The sequence below is a fragment of the Vreelandella sp. 162(4c) genome (assembly GCF_058152265.1).
In genome coordinates, this window is sequence record NZ_CM176981.1 from 4,913,909 (window position 1) to 4,930,017 (window position 16,109).

Annotated in this window: 18 protein-coding genes and 2 pseudogenes; 18 read left to right on the forward strand and 2 right to left on the reverse strand. The window is 50.9% G+C overall.

What is annotated here, in order from left to right:
- Positions 1 to 14: 14 nt before the first annotated feature.
- Entirely contained in the window at positions 15 to 437 is a 423-nt protein-coding gene (locus tag AC4EYZ_RS22585) for a VOC family protein (RefSeq protein WP_490204040.1), read from the forward strand.
- Positions 438 to 583: 146 nt separating this feature from the next.
- Here AC4EYZ_RS22585 and AC4EYZ_RS22590 read toward each other — a convergent pair.
- Positions 584 to 760, reverse strand: a pseudogene (locus AC4EYZ_RS22590) (transposase); the annotation flags it as partial.
- A 360-nt stretch (positions 761 to 1,120) separates the two neighbouring features.
- Positions 1,121 to 2,113: an IS30 family transposase gene (locus tag AC4EYZ_RS22595; protein WP_490203942.1), complete on the reverse strand. Its 993-nt coding sequence runs from the start codon at positions 2,111 to 2,113 to the stop codon at positions 1,121 to 1,123.
- A gap of 182 nt (positions 2,114 to 2,295) precedes the next feature.
- Between AC4EYZ_RS22595 and AC4EYZ_RS22600 the strand changes: the two genes are divergently transcribed.
- The 17 genes and pseudogenes from AC4EYZ_RS22600 to AC4EYZ_RS22680 all read left to right on the forward strand — a co-directional run bounded on the left by AC4EYZ_RS22600 (position 2,296) and on the right by AC4EYZ_RS22680 (position 16,004).
- On the forward strand, positions 2,296 to 4,128 hold the full coding sequence (locus tag AC4EYZ_RS22600) for a LodA/GoxA family CTQ-dependent oxidase (RefSeq protein ID WP_490204041.1): 1,833 nt from the start codon (positions 2,296 to 2,298) through the stop codon (positions 4,126 to 4,128).
- Positions 4,128 to 5,210, forward strand: a complete 1,083-nt coding sequence (locus AC4EYZ_RS22605; protein ID WP_457547143.1) for an NAD(P)/FAD-dependent oxidoreductase — start codon at positions 4,128 to 4,130, stop codon at positions 5,208 to 5,210. The genes AC4EYZ_RS22600 and AC4EYZ_RS22605 overlap by 1 nt, the downstream gene beginning before the upstream one ends.
- Before the next feature lie 3 nt (positions 5,211 to 5,213).
- Positions 5,214 to 5,606, forward strand: a pseudogene (locus AC4EYZ_RS22610) (VOC family protein); the annotation flags it as partial.
- A 427-nt stretch (positions 5,607 to 6,033) separates the two neighbouring features.
- A complete protein-coding gene (locus AC4EYZ_RS22615; RefSeq protein WP_474192699.1) occupies positions 6,034 to 6,912 on the forward strand; it encodes a class I SAM-dependent methyltransferase in 879 nt (292 codons plus the stop codon).
- 128 nt (positions 6,913 to 7,040) lie between these two features.
- Positions 7,041 to 8,102, forward strand: a complete 1,062-nt coding sequence (locus tag AC4EYZ_RS22620) for a MerR family transcriptional regulator (RefSeq protein WP_474192698.1) — start codon at positions 7,041 to 7,043, stop codon at positions 8,100 to 8,102.
- A 944-nt stretch (positions 8,103 to 9,046) separates the two neighbouring features.
- Positions 9,047 to 9,511 carry an NUDIX hydrolase gene (locus AC4EYZ_RS22625; RefSeq protein ID WP_039859133.1) on the forward strand — a complete coding sequence of 155 codons (465 nt, stop codon included), beginning with the start codon at positions 9,047 to 9,049 and terminating at the stop codon, positions 9,509 to 9,511.
- A gap of 39 nt (positions 9,512 to 9,550) precedes the next feature.
- The gene (locus tag AC4EYZ_RS22630; protein WP_041158571.1) at positions 9,551 to 9,976 is read left to right on the forward strand and encodes an N-acetyltransferase; all 426 of its coding nucleotides are present in this window, start codon (positions 9,551 to 9,553) and stop codon (positions 9,974 to 9,976) included.
- A gap of 61 nt (positions 9,977 to 10,037) precedes the next feature.
- On the forward strand, positions 10,038 to 10,472 hold the full coding sequence (locus AC4EYZ_RS22635) for a GFA family protein (protein WP_084625343.1): 435 nt from the start codon (positions 10,038 to 10,040) through the stop codon (positions 10,470 to 10,472).
- A 265-nt stretch (positions 10,473 to 10,737) separates the two neighbouring features.
- Positions 10,738 to 11,160, forward strand: coding sequence for a tetratricopeptide repeat protein (locus tag AC4EYZ_RS22640; protein ID WP_474191410.1), 423 nt, complete (start codon positions 10,738 to 10,740; stop codon positions 11,158 to 11,160).
- A gap of 96 nt (positions 11,161 to 11,256) precedes the next feature.
- Positions 11,257 to 11,742, forward strand: a complete 486-nt coding sequence (locus tag AC4EYZ_RS22645; protein ID WP_400671335.1) for a YehS family protein — start codon at positions 11,257 to 11,259, stop codon at positions 11,740 to 11,742.
- Positions 11,743 to 11,872: 130 nt separating this feature from the next.
- Positions 11,873 to 12,316: a hypothetical protein gene (locus AC4EYZ_RS22650; RefSeq protein ID WP_474191411.1), complete on the forward strand. Its 444-nt coding sequence runs from the start codon at positions 11,873 to 11,875 to the stop codon at positions 12,314 to 12,316.
- Between the two features lie 65 nt (positions 12,317 to 12,381).
- Positions 12,382 to 12,942: a hypothetical protein gene (locus AC4EYZ_RS22655; protein WP_474191412.1), complete on the forward strand. Its 561-nt coding sequence runs from the start codon at positions 12,382 to 12,384 to the stop codon at positions 12,940 to 12,942.
- Positions 12,943 to 13,418: 476 nt separating this feature from the next.
- Complete coding sequence (locus AC4EYZ_RS22660; protein ID WP_022523102.1) at positions 13,419 to 13,838, forward strand: MarR family winged helix-turn-helix transcriptional regulator; 420 nt, start codon at positions 13,419 to 13,421, stop codon at positions 13,836 to 13,838.
- A 90-nt stretch (positions 13,839 to 13,928) separates the two neighbouring features.
- Entirely contained in the window at positions 13,929 to 14,447 is a 519-nt protein-coding gene (locus AC4EYZ_RS22665; RefSeq protein WP_474191413.1) for a class IV adenylate cyclase, read from the forward strand.
- A gap of 71 nt (positions 14,448 to 14,518) precedes the next feature.
- A complete protein-coding gene (locus AC4EYZ_RS22670) occupies positions 14,519 to 14,896 on the forward strand; it encodes a nuclear transport factor 2 family protein (protein ID WP_474191414.1) in 378 nt (125 codons plus the stop codon).
- 51 nt (positions 14,897 to 14,947) lie between these two features.
- Entirely contained in the window at positions 14,948 to 15,574 is a 627-nt protein-coding gene (locus tag AC4EYZ_RS22675; RefSeq protein ID WP_009287036.1) for a LysE family translocator, read from the forward strand.
- Between the two features lie 46 nt (positions 15,575 to 15,620).
- The gene (locus tag AC4EYZ_RS22680; RefSeq protein ID WP_474191425.1) at positions 15,621 to 16,004 is read left to right on the forward strand and encodes a GFA family protein; all 384 of its coding nucleotides are present in this window, start codon (positions 15,621 to 15,623) and stop codon (positions 16,002 to 16,004) included.
- Positions 16,005 to 16,109 lie beyond the last annotated feature (105 nt).

Here is a 16,109-nt window from a genome sequence, read left to right on the forward strand (position 1 = left end):
ATTTTGGATTAACAATGAAAATAGATGTCGGCTTTACGCACATTGCGTTATCAGCAAGTAACTTAGATCAGAGTATTAATTTTTATCAGCGCTACGCCCACATGTCTGTCATTCATGAGCGAACAGATAAGGAAATTGACAAGCGAGTCGTTTGGTTGTCAGATAAATCACGGCCATTTGTATTAGTGTTAGTACAAAGCAGTAATCCGGTTCCTATATTAGGGCCTTTTGCCCACCTGGGTGTTGGTTGTAAAAGCAAGAGTGAAGTAGATGATTTATGTGACCAAGCTAGGCGCGAAGGAATATTGTCCCGGGAGGCGACTGATAGCGGCTATCCGGTAGGCTATTGGGCATTCATAAATGATCCTGATGGACATGTTTTAGAAATTTCGTATGGACAGGAAATCGGCTTAACGGTTGAAAGATCGGAAACTTAGGGGCACAGCAATACCGCCTCTGTTGCCAAGTGCTCTGTTGAGCTTCTTTCAAAACTGTCGTGTGAGCTGTTTAATGCCAATCAGTGAGCAGCCCGCCCAGCAAAGTGAACGCATGGTGGAGATCAGTACGCCGCTCTTATCGTGTTGCAAGTGACGCCGGAACCGCATCCCATTTCTTGAGGTAACACTTCCCACGGGATGCCTGATTTAAGAACAAACAGGATGCCGGTCAAGGTGGCACGGTTCGAAGCACATGGCCCACCACCATCATGCTTGGGTGGATCCAGTGGCAAGAGCGGCTCAACAATTCCCCAAAGTTCATCAGGACATTTTTCTTAGCCATAATAGCTAAGCTAGGCACGTGGTGAGCTATTTCAAGGGTTTTGCGAGGAGCTCTTATCAAATTCAGGCTGGATAGCTGCCTTCATGTGTTTAGAGGTCAGCTATGAGTTTACACCGATTAATTTTGGAAATCGTAGGGGATAATGGTTTGGGTTGTGTTTAATAAACGCTTAAGCAGGGGAGGCCAGTTACCTTGTAAAAGGTAGCAGCACAATTTGAATAGATGAGACCCAAATTAAATTTCACCTTTTGCAGTGAATAAGTGGCTGTCTTGTTCTATCTTGGTAAGCAGCAGTGTACCGCTGATCCAGCTTTACTATTTCTTCAGTTACAGCCTGAATTCAAACATTAAGCGCAGCACCCGCGGTTTCCAGCGCTCCTGAATACTCTCCCAGGAACACTTGTGCCGGTGTCCGATACCCCAAGCGTTTTCTGGGGCGATTATTCAGCTTGGCAACGACTCGCCTCAGTGCTGAGTCGCTCACCTTTCGGAAGTCCGTCCCTTTCGGGAAATATTGGCGAATCAGTCCGTTGGTGTTTTCATTGGTGCCACGCTGGCATGAGCGGTACGGGTCGCAAAAATAGGTCTTGGCCGAGACGGCCTTGGCAACCTGTCGGTGCTCGGCGAATTCCGAACCGTTATCCAAGGTGATGGTCTGCACTGCACCTCGGCGTGGTTTTAATAACCGGGTCATCGCTTTGGCCGTTCCTGTGGCCGTGATTGTCGGCAGGCGCGCTGCCAAGAGGTATCCGCTGCGTCTCTCGACCAGGGTCACCAGGCCGGATTCTTTGTGGCCCTTGAGCACCGTATCGCCTTCCCAATGGCCGATATGGCGCCTTTCTTCCACTTCGGCGGGACGTTGTTCAATACCTACCCGGTGTGGAATTTTGCCCAATCCCGCATGCTTGGCCAATCGGCGCTGATAGCGCCGCTGGTGTGGTAAGCGGAGTCGCTTCCATAAGTCGCCGCCGTGTTTCTTGTCGTCCCAGATTAACGCATAGATCCACTGATGGCTTACGCAAACGCCGTTGGCATTCGCCATGAAGCCACTAATTTGCTGGGGGCTCCATTCGTCCATCAGTTGATCAGTGACCCATCGAATTAGGCTGGGCAGTCGCTTCGTCACTTTCCAGGCGCTGCGTCGACGCTGATCACTTCTCAATTGAGCCTGCTCAGGCGCATAGCCAGCAGTAAGCCCATTGCGCTTTATCTCCCGGCTAATGGTGCTGCTGTGAACCCCAATAGCCTTGGCTATCTGTCGCTGGCTGATGCCAGTCTCGAGGTAAGCGAAAATTTGGTATCGTTGGGCCTGGGTCAGTTGTCGGTATCCCATTCTCTGCTTCACTTTGGTCGGTAAAGTCGAGAGGGTACCGGCGCTGGCCCTCCTTCCTCTACTGTGTGATCCAAAGTGCTGCGGTTATTCTATGAATCCAGGAGTTCAGAGATTCATGAGCCTATGCGGCGCCAGAACACCTTCGCTTCATGGTGTCGTCCCATACAAAAAGGGAGTGACAGATGTCTGAGATCGCTTACGCCAAAATTCACCCGGCCATTGGTATCGCCAGGGTGGGCAATTCCAAGCAAAGCGACGGTTTTTACATCGGCCCCCAGGTCACCGAGCCCCTGCCCAGGGAACCGGGGGCCTATCGGGACGCCACTGGTGCCTTGAAACGCGAGGTCGCCGAGTTCCGCATCTACGCTTACGACGGCAACGGTAGGGTAGTGCGGGAACTGACCATGGATCCTACCACCGAGATTACCTGGACGGTGGAGGTAGCTAACCATAAAGCGGCTTGGTACAACTTCGAGCTCGCGTTGGATATCCCCGAAGCTGAGACGGCAGCGCCTTCCACGCGTCGTAACGCCGAGGTGGCTCTGCGGGATAGGCACAATCTGTCCATTACCCCAGGAGCGCGTAGCATCAATACCTGTTTCGGCGTGGCTCAGTTTCAGGGCGGCACGTTCATGGGAATAGAGGTGCCACTGGGGGAGTTACGCACCGACACTGTTGGTCGCCTGCAGGTATTCGGTGGCCATGGGCGCTCCGCTTCCTATCAGGAAAAGCCACCCACTACCTTCGCCAATAATGACGGCTGGTATGATGACACCAGTGACGGCCCCGTGACGGCCACAGTATTGGTGGATGGCAGTCCGATTACCGTGACGCCAGCCTGGGTGGTGGTGGCTCCGCCCAATTACGGCCCACAGCAGAAAGCGGTGCGTACCATGTACGCGCTGATGACGGATGTGGCTATCCAGGCTGGCCGGTTACCGGCACCCACCAGACCTTCCTTTACCGACGACATACTGCCCATCCTCAAAGCCATGTGCGATCTACAATGGATGAATGCGGGCTTTGCCGCTGGCTTCGGCTATGGCATGCCCCAGTACTTCCTGGAGCACCGCTACCTGTCGCAACTGGCCGAGCCGGGTGAAACCTACGCCGAACTTAGGCGCACCGTGGCCAATAGCTTCCGCAATCCCCAGGACGGCGATATCTCCATGAAGCCTTGGCCCTGGATCTATGGCGATGCCATGAATGTTCCCATGCCAAATGTGCCCGACGCTATGAACACCCTGACCACCACCCAACTGGCACTTCTGGACAAGTGGGCAGAAGGGGATTTTGAAGCGGACTACGATCCACATCGGCAATCACCTGAGAGTATCGACAAGGTTCCGTTGGAGCAGCAGCCCGCTATGCTGGACAGAGCAGCGATGGAGTTCTGCATCGCTGACGCTTTCCATCCGGGGTGTGAGATGACCTGGCCGGTACGCCATAGCACCATGTATATGGAACCCTACCGCTGGCGCCACCGCAGCCCCGAAGATCCGGAGCCGGACTATGGCACAACGCTGACGCCAGCCATGGCGAAGTCCTATAACGGCCCCCTATACGGCCAATACCCCGGCTCTATTACCCGTTGGATGGCTATTCCCTGGCAAACTGACACTGCGAGTTGCCGCTCCGGCTACGACACCGAATACGATCCCTATCTACCCACCTTCTGGCCTGCTCGGGTACCTAATCAGGTACTGAGCAAGGAGAACTATGACACGGTGATGAACGACTCGCTGCCGAGAGAAGAGCGCTTGGCTGCCTACCATCATCGCGCCGACTGGGACCGCACCCTGGGCCCTGACCACAAGCAACAGTTGGCGAGAATGGTGACTGATTTCGATCAGATGGGGATTGTGGAGGTGCGGCCAGGACTCAACGGGGATCCCGACTTCCCGCCGCAGATGCAGATCGAAGATAGAGGCGGCCGTGACTTGACGCCTGAGGAGCGGCACGACACAGACAAAGGCATGCGGAAGCTGTTGATCGAACAACGACGCGGCCGCTAATGGCTAACTATCGCCCCTTCGACGTAGTGATTGTCGGTGCCGGACCTGCTGGGCTGGCGCTCGGCACTCTGCTGCGGCCGGAGCAGCGGGTGCTGGTGCTGGAACGCCGGGCTTCCCTGGCTAGGACGCCCCCCATTGGTGAGTCCCTGCCGGGAGCAGCAGCTGTGCTGCTGCAGCGCCTTAACTTGATGGCGGCTTTTCGGGACGCGGGACACCGGGAGCGGGGCGCTGCAGTATCGGTGTGGGACGATGATAAGCCGGTCTGGCGGGATGCCATCCAGGATCCGGCCGGACCTGGGTGGTATCTAGATCGGCGGGAATTTGAGCAGATGCTGCGTCTTCGAGCCCAGGATGTCGGGGTGACGCTGGGGGAGGGCTGCAAGCAAGTGGATATCCGCCACCGTCAGGGCCAGTGGTACTTGGACACGACACTGGGATCGTTTAGGGCGCCTGTGATGATTGATGCCACGGGCCGTAGTGGGTATCTGGGGCGTCAATTGGGATTACGGCGCGATGCTGATGATCCTTTGCTGTGCCTCTACAGTTTCCTGGACCAAGCGGCCGAGAGCCAGGACGCTACTATGCGCATTCAGGCGGATGCCCGTGGCTGGTGGTATACGGTGCCCCTGCCTCAAGGGCAACGGGTGTTGGCCTACCATATGGACGTCGATGATCCGCTATGCCGTCAGTTGTTGCGTCACCCCGATGCCTTTCTGGCCCGAGCCAGGGAGCATGCCCTATTGGCAGAGGTACTGGAGAGGGTGGCCCCCGCCCGTGTACGCGGTCGACCGGCGGGTACTTCCCTGTTGGAAGTAGGGCAGTTGCCGAAGGCGGGGCCGGGATTTCTGGCTATCGGCGATGCCCTGCTGGCCTTCGACCCATTGGCTTCACAAGGGCTCTTTCATTCCCTGGCTTCGGCAACCAGTGCAGCCAAGGCCATCGAATCTGGCTTGCACCAGTCACTCGGTGCCTACCAGCAGGAGATGCAAGCAGTCAGCCAGCGTTATCTCTGGCATCTCAAGGCCAGCTACCAGGGGCCAAGGCGTTTCAGTCAGGAGGCCTTCTGGCAACGGAGGCAGTGAATTGAAGGCCATGGCGAGTGATATGGCAAACCGCGTAAATGGGTGCACTTTGGTGACGACGAACATTACCTGGCGCTAAGCGATCACGGTGAAGGAGTGAATCGCGATTTGAAAGGCCACAGCGTTGGCTTGGCCCACTTTGCCTATGTGACCGATAACCTTGATGCCGTTGTGGCCAGGTTGAATAACGCGGGTTATGCCATTGCGAAACCAGGAGCTGTAGAGCCGTTTCGCAAAAATGTCTATTTTGTCGATCCGGCCGGTTTTGAAGTGGAGTTTGTCGAGTACCTGAACGATATCCCGGCCGAGCGGAATTTAAACCGCGATGCTCAGCAACCCGTAACGCAGGGAGAAACGCAGCAACAAGCAGTGCAACAACGGAAGGGGGAGGTGTGATGAACTATGGGTAGGTTTGGATATCCCAGGCAACTACGATCCTGAAATGCGTAACAGACTAGGAGCGCAATCTGGGCTTATCGCTCATTCAGTAGACGGTGTTTTAGATGACACAGACTTGTTCGCTGCGCGTTATTTAGGCCAGCGCGTGATGCAAGTCAGCAAGAAGTTTGCGGCATGTGGCCTATTCAATTGGGTGCTCGGGAGCCCCCTTCCATTTACTTCGTGACGTCAATCCACAGTAAAGAGGGTCCATTATTGCTCATATGCCACCGCTCTGGTGGGTAGATTAGCGTTTTGATACAAAATTCTGGATCTGCCTTAGTAGGTTAAAAAAAGCACTAAATTAATTCGTTCTGGGATATTGACCTTCACGCAACGTGAGGCCTTAGAGTCCCTGCATTGTTAAAAAACGATGGAGCTAACAATGCAGGATCCGAAGACGATTCAGACCTCAAAGGCCAATCCCAACGACTCTGCCCATCGCGTGGCGATTGCCCGTGCGGTGCATCAGTTGTTGGACGAGCCAAGAGTATTAGATGATCCTTTGAGCTTGTCCCTGCTCGGTTCAGAGCTTGGTAAAGCAGTGAGTGCTGACCCATTTGCTTATAACGACTCTAGCGCCCGTTCCATGCGCGCAGGCATTGTCGCCCGTAGCCTGCTTTCAGAAGATACACTAAATGCAGCTGTAGCAAGGGGCGTGTCTCAGGTAGTGAGTCTTGGTGCTGGTTTGGATACCTACGCCTTGCGTTATGGTGCAAGCATGCCTCATGTGAATCTGTATGAGGTGGATCAGCCAGCAATGCTGAAGCTCAAACAAGATCGGGTGGCGCAGGCCGGATTGACGATACCCGCCAAAATGCAGTTTGTAGCAGTTGACCTGACGCGGCCAAGCTGGCTTGAAGTGCTGTCAGGGGCAGGTCTCGATTGTACTCAGCCCGTTGCTATTAGTTGGATGGGCGTTAGCCCTTACCTGACGCCGGAGCAGGTATGTAATGTGTTGGAATCGGTGGCTGGCTTGCCTCCAGGGTCGATTATTGTCTTCGACTATCGTGTGGCTACCAATTTGCTCAACCCCATCGAACAATCGATAGTCGCTGTTTCTGAGCGGATATTCGCTGCCATGGGGGAACCTTGGCTCTCGCAGTTCCATCCTGCAACGTTGGTGGAGGGGTTGCAAGGAATGGGCTTTGCCCAGGTGGACAATAATGATACCACCAGCCTGAACCAGCGATATTTTCAACGGCGTAAGGACGGGTTGCAGATTGTCGGCGGTGGATTTAATTATATTGTTGCTTTGCGATAAATCGTGGTGCGCGTCTGGGGGAAGCGCTGGGTAAAATGGCTCAGTTGCTGTGATAAACGTACACCGAGTCAAATCAATGCAATCAATAAGAGCTGATGGAGAAAGTAGAAGGAGGGAAGGCATCGCTCATGAGGCAAAATAAAAGCGACGATATCCTTAAGCCTATGCAAGCGGGTGAACTAGCTCGGCGCGCTGGTATCACCGTGCGTACTCTGCATCATTACGATGCTTTGGGGCTCCTCAAACCTTCGGGTCGTACCGAGGCTGGCTATCGCCTCTACCATGCTCAGGATATTGCTTGCCTACAGCGTATCCAACTGCTTAAGAACCTGGGGTTCACCTTGGCAGAGGTCGCCTCACTTCTGCAAGACGATGCCCGTCATTCTATCAAAACGCTTGTGAACGACAACATCACAGCCCTAAACGCCCAAATCGATAGCGCTACGCGCTTGAGGGATCACTTGCAGCAGCTGCGGAATACATTCGCTGGAGAAGCAGAACCCAGTACTGAGGCATTTCTCAATACTCTGGAATTACTGGAGGCTTATAGTCGCTACTTCTCCAGGGATGAACTTCAAGATCTGCGTTTTTACACACGTCAGCGTGCCACGCGGGCTCAGTGGCAACTGCTGCTGGATGAATTAAATACTCTCCAGGCCGAAGGCGTAAAGCCGACCGCTCCTTCAGCCCAAAATTTAGCGGTGCGCTGGATGGAGCAACTAGAGCAGGATACTACTGGTAACCCTGAGCTACTCCGTAAGCTGAGCCTGATGGCCGAGCGAGAGCAGGCTCTACGGGACTATCTGTCCATTGAAAGGGAGCAGTTGAGCTTCATCCAGCAGGCTTTCCTGGAGCACAAGCTAGCGATCTTCCGCCGCCACCTGAGTCCGTCAGTCTATGCCTACTTGGCTGAGCGTTATGGCGACTATATGAAACATTGGCCGCCTCTCCTCAGGCGTATTAACCAAATGCTGGAACAAGGTATTAGCCCCGAAAGCGAAATTGGTCGAGAGGTGGCTCAGGATTGGTTGGCCATCTTTCAAGGCTATGCTGGTCAGGACCCAAAGGCGCAAGCAGAAATACGCAAGGTGCAGATGAACGAGCCAGAACTTCGCCGCGGTACTTGGCTTCGAGATGCCCAACTCGATTTTCTTCAGCGCGCACTGGCGGCGCTGCGGCAATATCACTGAGCTGCCATCAGGGCATTTGTAATGCCTTGTGACAAGCGGAGACTTGTATTAGATTCAAGCGCTTGGCGTCTAGTTGACCTGCTCCTCGCTTTCTATTCCAAAGTGATCTCAGTAACGTTCATCACTACAGAGGAAAATAAGTTTGAGAGTCGATTCACAGAAGGAAAGATTATCTGCAATCTGAAGCTCCCCGAAGAAGAGAGCGCCCAGGTCAAGAGGCTGTTGGCCGAATAAAATTTAAACCGCCATGTTCAGTAACAAGCATAGCAGCCTCCATAGGGGGCGCTGGCCAGCGATGGAGTTATTTTTTTTAGTGAAATTAAGTATAATTTATATTAGCTGTTAAGTTCTGGAGTTTTAATGAGAGTTGAAACTAAAAAAGGGATATCGGAAAGCGAGAGACATTACGTAACCCAATGGAAGGAGAGGGGGCCGGAAGAGGGGCACGGTGAAGAGTGGACACCTGTTTCCTGGCATAGCAGCGCTTACTAGGAAGAGAATAAATCTATTGGGCACATTGGCTTTGATCGTTTTGCAGTCTTAATCGATGCCGTACGTACCTCGTTTAGTGATTGGTGGTGTTTGTTTACTTCCTACAGCAAGGTGAGAAAGTGCTTTCTACCTTTGAGTTCATGCATTGTGGCGACTTAACCACAGATGAAGGGTGCTACAAAGTGAACCCTAGTGATAGGGAGCTAGGCTCTGACTGAAAACTGGCTGTGCTCGACCATACGGCGTTAAAAATCGGCTCGTGCGCGAGTCCGATCCGTCTTTTCGCCGATTTTGGCCTTGTCTGGCCTTCGCTCGCCGACTCTTCAGACAAAGCCTAAAGTAATATTGTATTGCTACTGCGAAGATTGGTCAGTGTATCGGCTGGCCTTTTACACATCTCTGCAGTTGCGAAAGCCGACGTTAATATTTATAGGAGCAGCGGAGCATTAGAAATGGAGACAAGAAAATCATCCAGGTTAATAATCGTTGATGAAGAAGGACGTTTACTGCTGTTTTTATATCAAGATGAACATCAGTCTCCGTTTTGGGCCACCGTGGGAGGTGAGCTAAAACCGGGAGAGAGCTATGCTGAGGCTGCGAAACGTGAGCTATATGAGGAAACAGGTTTAGCACAAGACGTTGGAGAAATGTTAAGGGAGCGTGATGATGTTTACGCCGTTGCGAGATCGGTGCCAGCGCGGTGGCTTGAACAGTACTTTTTAGTTGAGTGGCCTGCAAACAGAGAGGTGTTTGCGGCAAAGTGGACAGATGAGGAGAAGAGCACTATTCAGCAGTGGAAATGGTGGAGCCTTGACGAATTACTCGATAAAGATCCCTCACTCTTCAAGCCTGGGTGGATTCCTGATTTACTTGGCTCTGTACTACACCGGCAACATTTATCACATGGCTCTCCGTGATGCCATTGGTGCAGTTGATTATCAGAAAGGAATATGCAGATGATTCGCAAATACCGAGAGTCAGATATTGATCAAGTGCTGGATATCTGGCTTTCAGCCTCAATTAAAGCACACGCTTTTATTGGATCAGATTTTTGGCGTTCAAAAGTTGGTGAAATGCGTGATGTATATCTCCCTGCATCGGAGACTTTTGTATTTGAATCTGAGGGACAATTAGCTGGATTTTACAGTCTATACGAAAATACGTTGGCCGCCGCTTTTGTGTCTCCAAACTTACAGGGGAGAGGTGTGGGGTCTGCGCTTATTAACGATGCCAAGAGCAGAAGGGAGTGCTTGCAACTGACGGTCTACAGTGAAAATTTACCAAGTATCAATTTTTATAAGAAGCATGGATTTATTGTATTAGATGAGAAAATTGATGAATTAACGGGTCATCCTGAGTTAGTCATGGAGTGCTGCTGTTAACAGCGATTCGCGGCCAGCGATCGTCTAGGGCCGCTTGCTGCTTAAACCAAAGGAATATTCAATGAAAGGTGAATGTCTGTGTGGGGAGATTAAGTTCGAAATCGAAGGGGAACTGCCGAACTTCTATCAATGTCACTGCTCTCTGTGTCGCAAAGCGACAGGGTCTGCGTCAAATACGGCCACTTTTGTAAAAGCGGATAGCTTCCGTTGGCTTTCCGGCCAATCCAAAATCAGTACCTTTCAGAAGCCAACCGGCTATCGGAATGATTTTTGTTCGGTCTGCGGTAGTCTGGTACCCAACCAACTGAGAGACACGGAGTTGGTATGGGTTCCCGCTGGTTTGCTGAATGATGAGACTGCGTCGCAAATATCTATTCATCTTCACCTTTCTTCATCGGCTTCTTGGGCGTCAGAATCAGATGGTTGTGTTCGTTTGGATGGTGGCCCTGATAGTTTGGAATCGCTTAACCAGGCATTGCAGAAGCCAAGTCGTTGAATGCAGGTCGAATCTTTGCCGTTGGTAGCTGAAATGTCCTCCAATGCCTCTAAGGAGTGGTCTGATGGCGCGAGCAGCTAGGACGACCACTCAAGCAAAACATACCAACACCCCAGCACAAAAACCGTAAAATGATCGCCCGTAGAGCCATCCCCAAAGGGTATAATGCCACCGGTGACGGTGGGGTGGCTTCGTTACATACGTTGATTTTCAGCAGGTTTGTTTACTTGTTACTATATTTTAAATAGAGAAAAGGCAGTCGTTCATGATTAACACCAAAATATACAAGGCGGTTTACGAACTCGCTGAAAAGCTCATGAAGGCTGCCGATAAAGAGGATAGAGAGGCTTTTGATGCGCTCTATGCGCAGTTGGAAGCTATTTGCACCGAGAATGAGAGCACCGATAAAGATCATCCAGAGCAGTGGGAAACCTTGGCTGACTTCACGGAAGAGCTGGATGAGGCGCTGGCAGTCTACGAAAAAGCCTTTGAAAAGGCCGTCGCCGTTAACTCAAAAGATCACATGTCATCCATTGCGTTCTCCATGGCGAAGTTGCAAGTCGAACTGGGCCAAACCGACGCGGCTATCAGTAATCTTAAAAATGCCCAAGCCACCGCCAATAAAATTGAAGATGGCGAGCTTAAAGACGAAATTGACGAGCTGCTTGGGAAACTGACGGCAGGCTAGGCTTGTTACGTTACTGATTTTTCGACTATTCATGATAGATGCAGATGCACATAAAGCCTGATTGTGCTGGGTTTGCCTAAGACTAGGGACACTATTTTGACCAATAATGATATTTTTCGCCGCATACGTTACACCTTTGATTTAAAAGACAGCACCATCGTGGATATCTTCGCCTTGGCAGAGGTCAGCGTGGCTCAAGAGCAGGTAACGGCCTGGCTGAAAAAGGATGAAGACGACGCCTTTGTCACCATGAAGAACAAAGAGCTAGCGGCGTTTTTGAACGGCTTCATTAGCTTTAAGCGTGGTAAGCGCGAAGGGCCACAGCCCGTGCCAGAGTCGCAGTTGAACAACAATATGGTGTTCCAGAAGCTGCGCATTGCGCTGAATTTAAAGGCTGAAGATATTTTGGCTGCTTTTGAACTGGCTGGCTTCAACCTAAGTAACCATGAGTTAAGTGCTTTTTTCCGCAAGCCCAGCCATAAGAATTATCGAGAGTGTAAAGATCAGGTACTGCGAAATTTCTTACTCGGCATCCAGCTTCAGTTGCGGCCAAACCAGGACGCTTCAAGCTCTGAGTCCTGAGCTTAATCGCCTGAATTCATATAATACTGCAGCACTTTGTATCATACGGTATAGGCCAGCTGCGGCTTCGATGTGACGTTTTAACAGCTGTCGAATCGAGCGGTTATTGGCGGTCTAACAGGAGAGTGTAATGTCTATAGATCCAATGGCGGTATGGGCGAATATGACATTGAAAATCTGGCCTGAGCGCTACTGGATGCTCGATCTTAGCGATACATCCGCTCAAAATGTGGCTAACGTGTTCGTGGCAAGCGATGCTCGGTACAGCTGTTTAATTCGCGATCAGGCAGGTGTATCCGCGATAGTCGACGAGGCGGCTCTTGAACGCTTAAAAACTGAGGTCTCGATAAGAGATAGCTTCGGTCCGTTTCAAGTCATATCAACGGATGGAGAGCTTCCCTTCGATGTGATTGGTTTTCTCGTCCCCGCTCTGCGGGCGCTAAATGAACAAGGCATCAAAGCTGGCCCGCAGTGTGGTGCCGTATTCGATCACTTGTTTATTTACGAGCGGGATATCGAGCGAGCGAATGCTCTTTTAGAGGATTTCATTAGCCAAGCTAGGGCGTGTCAATAAGTTGCTTTGATATGTCGCTCAACGGGGCGTTTGATGGCTATTAGCTTGGCCGAAGGCATGAAACAGTGATCAGGCTACCCGATTTCGCTACCCACTATTATTTGCGAGAGACAGGCCCGTTTCGGAGTCTCTCAGAGCTTCCTGCTGGCTCGGAAGATCCTGTATTTCAAGATATCCTAACTCGTCATCAGCGTGATCCCGGTTACCGGCGGCGCTACGGTAGGAATTACATAGGAGTCCGACGTGAGGTTGAGGCTCGGCTGCGTGAACTCTTCGTTGCGCGTGGAGGTAAACCGCGCCGCGATCATCCCTTCTATCTAGTGCTTGGAGAATCCCCTTGGTTTCGTGACCTGAACGCAAACCAAGGTGAGCTTAGAATCCCTCTCTCTGAGCTCGATCCCGAAGTAACGTCTTTGACTTACCCGGATAGCTTTATTGCGCTAACCCGAGACGACAAGCCTTACTACAATCAAGTGTTTCTGCTTAATGAGGTGAGTAGGCTCGTTACACGCTTCGGAATCCCTGTCAATGATCACGAGATTCCTTACGAGCGCTATTGGGAAACAGATTTTGAGCTCTATATCGAGGTGCAGCTTTGGGACACTCCACCCAACTTCAAAGCCTAGAAAACAATTAATTCAATTTTTTGGGAATGAAGGCAGCAAAATTGCGCTATATAAGCATCGGTGAAGGTAGGCTTTAGCGTTAGGCTTTGTACGAAAACTGCCTGTGCTCGGCCATGCTGCGTTAAAAAACGGCTCAAAATGCTCATTTACACTCCGTAAACTCCGCTTTTTCGCCGTTTTTTGCCTTGCCTGACCTTCGCTCGCCGACTTTTCGTACAAAGTCTAGTGCCTTTCTCGAAATGGGAAGCAGTGGTGCCTTCGTGTCGCATTTTATCCTGAAGATGAAGGACGGATTCTAATTCTCTTTGTCATGAATTAGGAGAGTCAGCCTCGTGCATACATGCATGAGAGCAGCTAACCTGGCATTTCACTCGGTCATCAATAACCGCTAACGACCATTTGCTTGCAATATGTTTGACTGCGCAATCATTTGAGTATATATTTGTGGGATCAACCATCGCGCAAGAGTAATGACTATGTCGGAAAATATAGAGGCAGGATTGGTGTTAAGTGTCATCAACCTGCAAAGTAAAATCCAAAAACGGATTGGCAGTGCGCTTTCCGCGCATGGTATTGGCCTGTCCGATTATCTGGTTCTCAATCAGCTATACACCGCACCCAATCAAAAAGTACGCCGTAGCGATCTTGCTGAACAGGTTGGGTTGAGCCCATCAGGGGTTACTCGCCTTTTAAATCCTATGGAGAAAATAGGGCTGGTTAAGAAGCAGGAAAACCCTCGTGATGCCAGAGTCAGCCTGGTGGCACTTACCACTGCTGGGACAAAAATTTATGAAGATGCGCAAGTTTCGTTTAAACATGCTTCTGCCGCATTGCTTGAACCACTTGATAAGAAAGAGTTAGATGAGTTTTATAAACTGTTAAAGGCAGTGTTGTAGTTTTGCTTGCCCACTGGGCATTGACTCTTGATAGACCAGCCAGCAGATTTCAAGGGTTTGCACCGAACGAAAGCGGCGGAGGCACTTACCATGGCCAGAAATATTGAGATCAAAGCACGTATCGACAACATCGAAGCGCTCGAGTCCAGGGTGGCTAAGATCGCGGACAATGGGCCTACTGAGATAGTGCAAGACGATACCTTCTTCCATTGTGAGGCTGGTCGGCTGAAGCTTCGGGTGTTTTCAGAAAAGCACGGCGAACTCATTTTTTACCTGCGCGCCAATCAGGCAGGCCCGAAAGAATCGTTTTACGTTCGCTCGCAAACCGATGAGCCTGAGGCGTTGCGAGAGACGCTTTCGCTGGCTTATGGTGAAGTTGGCCGTGTTCGAAAACATCGCACGCTGTATCTTGTTGACAGGACTCGTGTACATCTCGATAGAGTGGAGGGCCTTGGGCACTTTCTTGAACTTGAAGTGGTACTTTCCTCCAGTGAGTCATCACAGCCCGGTGTGGAAGTCGCGCACCACTTATTGGATCGGCTCGGTATCGAGTCATCCCAGCTCATTGAAGGCGCTTATGTCGACTTGCTCAAGGAAAAGGGGAGCTAACCATCCATTCTACAGGCTCTAACCAAGGAGCCGCGGGAGGTTGTCGAGTTCAGATGTTAGGGTAATCGGCTATGGAAATCGAAGCGGATCTGATAGAAAAGGAGAGAGCCTTGCTTAGCTTCGAGGTGCGCAGGTCACCGGCGAAGCTGCGGTCTCTGCTATCCTCGGATTTCCTGGAGATCGGCACATCAGGCGATTTTTTCGGGTTAGATAGTGTCCTTGATTGTTTGTCGCAGGAGTCCGCATGGTCGGCCATATCTCAGGACTTTGAGCACCGGAGATTGAGCTCTGATCTTATTCAGCTCTTTTATAGGGTTGCTATCAGTCGTCAAAATGGCTTAGGTACAAGCTATTCTCGGCGAAAGTCAATATGGCGGAAAGAGGGAAGTGACTGGAAAATGGTTTACAACCAAGGTACGGCTATTTCTCCTTTTGAGGTTCAGTCTTAGATCGTTGATTCTGCGGGCGTTACACACTTTAATTTTGAAAAGTGAGGGGATATGGGAACGGAAATTTGGCTTCTGTATGTCAGCACCGTATTCATTTTGATGAGTACACCGGGCCCTAGCCAGCTTTTGATGCTTTCCAATAGCGTTAGCAATGGCTTCCAACGGTCGCTATTTACCGCTGCTGGCGATTTGTCAGCCAATTTTTTACAAATGATTGTCGCCTCGATAGGTTTGGTGAGCATTGTTCAGCAATCCAGTGATTTTTTTATCGTTGTGAAGTGGGCGGGGGTGGCATATTTATCGTACTTAGGCCTAAGGTTGATCTTCTCAAAGAGTGGGGGCCATGTAGGTGTGGCGAATCAGGGGCGGTCGAAACAAAGCTTGTTTTGGCAAGGTTTTATCACTTCAGCCGCAAACCCTAAAGCCGTTATTTTTTTCGCTGCTCTTTTTCCACAGTTCATTAACCCATCTGAGCCCCTTCTGCATCAGTTTGCGATACTGAGTGCCACGTATCTCATCATGGATGCGGTTTTCTTGTTTTCCTACGGTAAATCAGCTGAATGGGTTAGTACGAAACTAAAGTCATCAGCGCGCCAGTACTTAGGTAAGGTATCTGGATCGTTTTTGATTGGCGCAGCGGTGCTTCTAGGGCTGAAGGAAGTTGATGCTAACTTATAAAACGCCTCGCCAGCGATAGATACGGGGGAAAGCTGTGGTCAAGCAAGTGGGCGGAGTTAACATTCAACCTAGGCACAGGGCTACATGCCACTGCGGCATGGTGGAGCTCGAACTCGATCTGCCTGATGGTCTTGTTGACCTGAAAAGGTGTAACTGCTCTATTTGTAGGCGCAAAGGTGCTGTCATGGCCTATGTACCATTGAGCGGTCTTCACATTCTTCGCGGTGCTGAGCATCTAAAGCTATATCAATTCAATTCAGGTGTCGCAAAGCATTACTTCTGTTCAAAATGCGGCATCTACACCCACCACCAAACGCGCTCGAACCCCACTGTGTATGGATTCAATGTCGGGTGCCTGGAAGGCGTTAACCCCTGTGATTTGGATGGTGTACCGGTTAGCGACGGTATCAACCATGAATCTGATCTGTAGCGGAGAGCTAGGAAGTGCTAGTGCAGAGTGCCTACCCGGTTGGTTAAATCCAGGTATCGAGGTTGCTTTGGGATACTCCATCCATATTCATCGCCTGAAAGATGA